Source organism: Neobacillus novalis NBRC 102450 (assembly GCF_001591805.1).
Lineage (GTDB): Bacteria > Bacillota > Bacilli > Bacillales > Cytobacillaceae > Neobacillus > Neobacillus novalis.
The window spans coordinates 1-5,848 of the sequence record NZ_BCVP01000029.1; the positions used below are offsets into that span (position 1 = coordinate 1).

8 protein-coding genes are annotated in these 5,848 nt (G+C 40.6%); 1 reads left to right on the top strand and 7 read right to left on the bottom strand.

Annotation, left to right across the window (positions count from 1 at the left end):
- From BANVL01_RS19940 to mce, 5 genes are all read right to left on the bottom strand, one after another.
- On the bottom strand, positions 1 to 334 hold a 334-nt coding region (locus BANVL01_RS19940; RefSeq protein ID WP_218010680.1), incomplete at its 3' end, for a hypothetical protein.
- 5 nt (positions 335 to 339) lie between these two features.
- Positions 340 to 603 carry a hypothetical protein gene (locus tag BANVL01_RS19945; RefSeq protein ID WP_066089585.1) on the bottom strand — a complete coding sequence of 88 codons (264 nt, stop codon included), beginning with the start codon at positions 601 to 603 and terminating at the stop codon, positions 340 to 342.
- 197 nt (positions 604 to 800) lie between these two features.
- Complete coding sequence (locus BANVL01_RS19950; RefSeq protein WP_066089588.1) at positions 801 to 1,922, bottom strand: tripeptidase T; 1,122 nt, start codon at positions 1,920 to 1,922, stop codon at positions 801 to 803.
- A gap of 87 nt (positions 1,923 to 2,009) precedes the next feature.
- A complete protein-coding gene (locus BANVL01_RS19955) occupies positions 2,010 to 3,560 on the bottom strand; it encodes an acyl-CoA carboxylase subunit beta (RefSeq protein WP_066089592.1) in 1,551 nt (516 codons plus the stop codon).
- Complete coding sequence (gene mce / locus BANVL01_RS19960) at positions 3,560 to 3,973, bottom strand: methylmalonyl-CoA epimerase (RefSeq protein ID WP_066089595.1); 414 nt, start codon at positions 3,971 to 3,973, stop codon at positions 3,560 to 3,562. The genes BANVL01_RS19955 and mce overlap by 1 nt, the downstream gene beginning before the upstream one ends.
- A 162-nt stretch (positions 3,974 to 4,135) precedes the next feature.
- Between mce and prli42 the strand changes: the two genes are divergently transcribed.
- On the top strand, positions 4,136 to 4,231 hold the full coding sequence (gene prli42 / locus BANVL01_RS27460; RefSeq protein WP_152681152.1) for a stressosome-associated protein Prli42: 96 nt from the start codon (positions 4,136 to 4,138) through the stop codon (positions 4,229 to 4,231).
- Between the two features lie 46 nt (positions 4,232 to 4,277).
- On the opposite strand, the gene BANVL01_RS19965 is transcribed toward prli42, so the two are convergent.
- Entirely contained in the window at positions 4,278 to 4,790 is a 513-nt protein-coding gene (locus tag BANVL01_RS19965) for a L,D-transpeptidase (RefSeq protein WP_235845675.1), read from the bottom strand.
- 52 nt (positions 4,791 to 4,842) lie between these two features.
- Positions 4,843 to 5,802, bottom strand: coding sequence for an aromatic acid exporter family protein (locus BANVL01_RS19970; protein WP_066089598.1), 960 nt, complete (start codon positions 5,800 to 5,802; stop codon positions 4,843 to 4,845).
- Positions 5,803 to 5,848: the final 46 nt, after the last annotated feature.

Sequence of the window (5,848 nt, forward strand, 5' to 3'; positions counted from 1 at the left end):
GGGTTAATGCCGCTTTGTATAGAGATTCAATAGCTTCAGGAGACTCTATACTTTGTAAAATTCTAGCGATATTTTCGTGTTGATTATGCCAGGATTCCTCTAAAATTTCACATAAATCCCCAACAAAATCCTTTGAAAATAATTTAAATACAAATCCAACATATAATAATAACTCAACATCATCTGCATTTTTTTCAATATATGCAACATGTAATAGTTCATTAATATACTTTGGCATCAATTCAATTTCAACATTAAAGCTCTTTAAAAATTTTTCCTGGGTTATAGATTTAAACATTAGGTTCTCAATTAATTCTCTTTCCTGATTATTCATTCTTGTCACCTTTTTCCTACCATATTGCAATCAATAATATTTTTATTAAATATATCTAATGCAGCTCCTCTGCCAAGCCCTATGTTAATTTGGTCACCTTCTCCCTTAAAGTAAGCATGATTAGAAGTCCACCCTTTAATGACCGTCTTCCCTGCATCATAGTTGTTATACAATCCTCCATTCGTAATGAATCCGCTGCGGTCATATAGCATCGTGTATTCATCTAACTTCTTATCCCCATTATCAAAGTATTGAATTAATTCTGTCAATCCTGCCTTGTTGTTGTAACCATAACGAATTTTTACATAAAAACAGTTTGAGTGATTTTGATAACGAAAGATACCTCTTTGAAGCTTTCCAACGGAGGTTATATAAACAGGTAGGTTAAAGCCTTAATATGATTGGCTAGAAAAGATAGCAAAACAAAAAGGAGAACCAATGGCTCTCCTTCGTAAAATAATACCAATTATTGATTTGTCACTTCGTCAATAATTGCGATGGTCATTTCTGCAAGTTTATATAATTCTTCAAGCGGCATCCGTTCGTTTGTGGTGTGGATTTCTTCATAACCAACAGCGAGGTTCACAGTTGGGATGTTGAAGCCATTATATACGTTAGCGTCACTGCCGCCGCCGCTATGCTGCAGTTCACAGCTACGGCCGATTTTGCCTGCTGCTTTGCGGGCAATTTCAACGACTTGGTCGCCTTCGCCAAATTTAAAGCCAGGATACATAATTTCAACTTCTACTTCGGCACGGCCACCCATTTCCGCAGCAACCGTTTCAAATGCTTCTTTCATTTTGCTAACCTGAGCTTCCATTTTTTCAGGAATCAGCGAACGCGCTTCTGCTAAAATATCAACACGGTCGCACACGATATTGGTTGCTTGACCGCCTTCAAAACGGCCGATATTAGCCGTTGTTTCATGATCGATTCTTCCAAGCGGCATCCTCGCAATCGATTTTGCTGCAATCGTAATTGCGGATACTCCTTTTTCTGGTGCCACACCCGCATGGGCGGTTTTTCCGTAAATAACGGCTTTTACTTTTGCTTGCGTTGGCGCAGCGACAACTACGTTACCAACCAAGCCGTCGCTATCAAGGGCATAACCATACTTCGCTTTCAACAATGATGGATCTATCGCTTTAGCACCAAGCAGACCGGATTCCTCACCGACTGAAATCACAAATTGAATCAAGCCATGCGGAAGATTGTTTTCTTTTAACAGGCGGATGGTTTCTAGCATAACAGAAATACCAGTCTTATCATCGGCACCTAAGATAGTCGTTCCGTCCGTAACAACATAGCCATCTTTAATCGACGGCTTAACTCCTTTAGCAGGTGTAACAGTATCCATATGGCAGTTAAAATAAATTGGATCAACGCCATCTTTCGTTGCCGCAAGTGTGCAAACTAAGTTTCCTGCGCCATGGCCAGTCACAGCCATTGTATCGTCTTCAAAAACATCAAGACCTAAATCAGTAAATTTTTTCTTTAATACCTTCGCAATCTCAGCCTCGTATTTCGTTTCTGAGTCAATTTGTACAAGTTCTAAAAATTCATTTAACAGACGTTCTTGATTCACCATTTTATTGACCCCTCCATGTTATGTACTCACTATTCCAGTATACCTCTTTCCAGTTGATATCATCAAATGAAAGAAACATGAGTTTAATTAAAGCGGGATATTTCCATGTTTTTTATATGGTCTGGACTCTTTTTTGTTTCGCAGCATTTCCAGCGCTTGGATAATTTTGATTCTTGTTTCCCGGGGATCGATGACATCATCAACCATGCCTCTGCTTGCCGCCACATATGGATTCGCAAACTTTTCCCGGTACTCATCAATTTTTTGCTGTCTGGTCAGCTCTGGATTATCGCTATTATTAATCTCTTTGGCAAAAATAATATTAGCAGCCCCCTGTGGCCCCATTACAGCAATTTCTGCATTTGGCCAAGCAAACACCAAGTCAGCACCAATAGACTTACTATTTAACGCTACATAGGCACCGCCATAGGCCTTTCTTAAAATAACCGTCAGCTTTGGTACGGTTGCTTCAGAATAAGCAAATAAAATTTTCGCTCCGTGGCGGATAATTCCCCCGTGCTCCTGCTTAACTCCCGGGAAGAAGCCAGTTACATCTTCAAACGTAATGATTGGAATATTAAAAGAATCACAGGTGCGGATAAATCGGGCCGCCTTATCCGAGGAATCAATATCCAAGCCGCCGGCCATCACCTTTGGCTGGTTGCAGACCAGTCCAACTGTTTCTCCTTTCATTCTAGCAAAGCCAACGACAATATTCCTCGCAAAATCCTTGTGAATTTCCATAAACGAGTCTGCGTCCGTTACTTGTTCAATCACTTTACGAACGTCATACGGGCGAACGGCATCGAATGGAATCACGTCGGTTAAATCCGGACGGTAGTCGTTTTCATGCTCCACCTCTTGTCTTGGCGGTTTTTCTTCGTTATTTTGCGGCAGAAACCCGAGCAGCTTACGGACATTTTGTAAAACTTCAGCCTCTGACTCCGCTTGAAAATGGGCATTTCCGCTGATGGAGTTATGGACATTTGCCCCGCCAAGGTCCTCTGCAGAAATCTTCTCGCCTGTTACCGTTTCAATCACTTTCGGGCCAGTAATAAACATTTGGCTTGTTTTTTCGACCATAAATACAAAATCAGTAATGGCAGGCGAGTAAACAGCTCCGCCCGCACACGGACCCATAATCACAGAGATTTGTGGAATCACACCAGAATAAATCGCATTCCGATAAAAGATATGCCCATACCCATCAAGAGAAACTACACCTTCTTGAATCCGTGCTCCGCCGGAATCATTAAGACCAACAAATGGGGTGCCGTTTTTTGCGGCAAGGTCCATGACATTGGCAATTTTTTTCGCATGCATTTCCCCTAATGCCCCGCCGAACACCGTAAAGTCCTGTGAAAACAGATAAATTGGGCGGCCGTTTACCTTTCCAAATCCAGTCACGACTCCGTCTCCAGGTCCCTTTAGCTCATCGAGACCAAAATCATTTGTCCGGTGCTCAATGAACGGATTTAATTCGACAAACGTGCCTTTGTCTACTAATAGTTCAATTCTTTCTCTCGCTGTTAATTTCCCCTTTTCATGCTGCTTCTCAATTCGCTCATCACCGCCGCCAAGCTCAACCTCTCGGCGCTTGTCATACAAATCATTAATTTTTTCGTAAATGTCGATCATTACCCCTTCATCCCTTTCTTCTCACAAAGCTCGTATAAAACACCGGATGTTGATTTTGGATGCATAAAGGCAATATGAGCTCCCCCTGCTCCAAGCCTTGGCTGTTCATCAATCATGCGAATGCCTTTTTCATTCATTTCGATGATTCGTTCTTCAATTGATTCAACACCAAGGGCAACATGGTGGATGCCTTCCCCGCGTTTTTCGATAAATTTAGCAATTGGACTTTCCTCCGAAGTCGGCTCAAGCAACTCCAGTTTTGTTTGACCTGCTTGCAAAAAAGCTACTTTGACCTTTTGAGTGTCAACCTCTTCGATAGCTAACAATGTAAGCTTCAACACATTCGTATAAAATGGAAGTGTTTGTTCAAGAGATTTCACGGCAATTCCAATATGGTCGACCTTTTTAATCATGCATACCCCTCTGTTCCAATTTTAAAATTAATTCGACAATTATTGTATTCGGTAAAAAGTTCATAAATCCTTCCCAATTTGCTAACTAGTTCCGTTGTTCATTTGGGCTTTTCCCTGTACAATAGAAATAAAGCTATTGAAAGTTAAAGGGAGGGACCCATATTGCAAAAAAAGAAAACAAGGAAAATCATTGTTTATTTAATGCTTTTCGCCATGCTTGCCTCAACTCTCTTAATTGGAATCGGTTCATTACTATAATAAAACATATTAAGAAGGGACTGTTCAAATGAACAGTCCCTTTTGCTTATTTGATTGCCCCGTTTTCCTGAGCCAGCTTTTCAAATGATTTTTTTGAAGTGATGACTAATATTTTTGTTCCTAATGGGATTAACGGAAATAGCGAGGAAATAACCTCATTCTGCGAGCGAATACATCCTTGGGAGACATATTTTCCAATTGATGCGGGCTGATTTGTTCCATGAATACCGTAGATGCGTCCATCGGTTCCTTTTGCATCAAAGCCAATCCACCTAACCCCGAGTGGGTTTGCAGGATCCCCGCCTGGAATATTTCCCCTTCGAAAATAAGGATCTTTTGCTTTTACCGTTATCGTAAAAAGACCTTCAGGTGTTAACTCCTGCGTCATTCCCGTACCGACACTTACGACCGTTTGGACTTTGTTTTCACTAATAAAGGCTAGTTCATTTCTACTTTTATTGACAATTACAAACGGGTCGCCAGGAACAGGATTCGGTCCCAGCGGCCATAGTGGTGAAAGGAAAAAAGTCATCAGGATTGGCGATAAGATTTTTAACAAACCATCCACCTGCCTTTTTTTCCCTAGTTTGCTTCAAATTTCTTTCTTTCATTCACTTTCTTTTTTTCGCTTGAAAGGAACTTTTAATAATCAAATAGTCGTTCATTTCGTTGACTAATTGCAACAGCGCTGCCCTGGTTTCAAATTCCTCTCTTGTTTTCGGCAACTCCATTTCCTCAAATTCCTTTTTCATCCCGTTTAATTTATCAATATATAGATGCGGCGTATTCCCAGGATGAATATTTTCTGATAGTTCCTCAAGAAAATCAGCAATCATTTTCCCTTGTTTTACTTTGCTAGTCATGGATGTAACAATTGGTAACACCCGCTCAATGATTTCAAATTGTTTTTCTCTCATTTTAAAATAGTGAAAATAAATATTTTCTTCCCTTAAAAAGTGATTTTCCATATCCCTTAACGCCAGCATTTTGGCTTCATCAAGCAAACGGGCACTTTCGGTAATTTCTTTGCCCTCCCAATCGCTTTCTCCTGTTCTTAAGTAACGCACCATTTCATAGAATATAATCTTAAAATTTTCCTCAATTTTACGTTGATAGTCCCTCAATATTTTTTCAACGCTTGGCATATAAAGATTAATGAGCAAAGCAACACCTATACCCACTGAAATGACCCCAAGCTCATTTAAAAAATTGGCTAGTGAGATGTTGTGAGCCATATAGATGTGCAAAATAATAACGGTGCTTGTGACAACACCATCTTTTGCCTTCAACATTACTAGAGTTGGTATAAAGAATACGAGCAAAACCCCGATAACAGGCGGATGGTAGGCAATCCCCTCGAAAAACACGGCAGAAAAAGGCATGGCTAAAACACAGGCTAAAAATCGATCCCATGCTGTTCGAAGCGATCTCCTTTTCGTCACCTGAATACATAAAATCGTTAAAATACCTGCCGAAGCAAAGTTGTGAAGCCCGAGCTGCTGCGCGATTAAGATTGAAATAGCCGTGCCTGCAGCCGTTTTGATGGTTCGATATCCGATGCGATATTTCATATTTCATCTCTCCAAAAAGAAAAGCGCAAGCGCCCTGTTCAGCGGC

Coding starts and splice junctions, on each gene's coding strand:
- BANVL01_RS19950 (WP_066089588.1), bottom strand. CDS start 1,922: ATGGTGAATCAAGAACGTCTGTTAAATGAATTTTTAGAACTTGTACAA.
- BANVL01_RS19955 (WP_066089592.1), bottom strand. CDS start 3,560: ATGATCGACATTTACGAAAAAATTAATGATTTGTATGACAAGCGCCGA.
- mce (WP_066089595.1), bottom strand. CDS start 3,973: ATGATTAAAAAGGTCGACCATATTGGAATTGCCGTGAAATCTCTTGAA.
- BANVL01_RS19970 (WP_066089598.1), bottom strand. CDS start 5,802: ATGAAATATCGCATCGGATATCGAACCATCAAAACGGCTGCAGGCACG.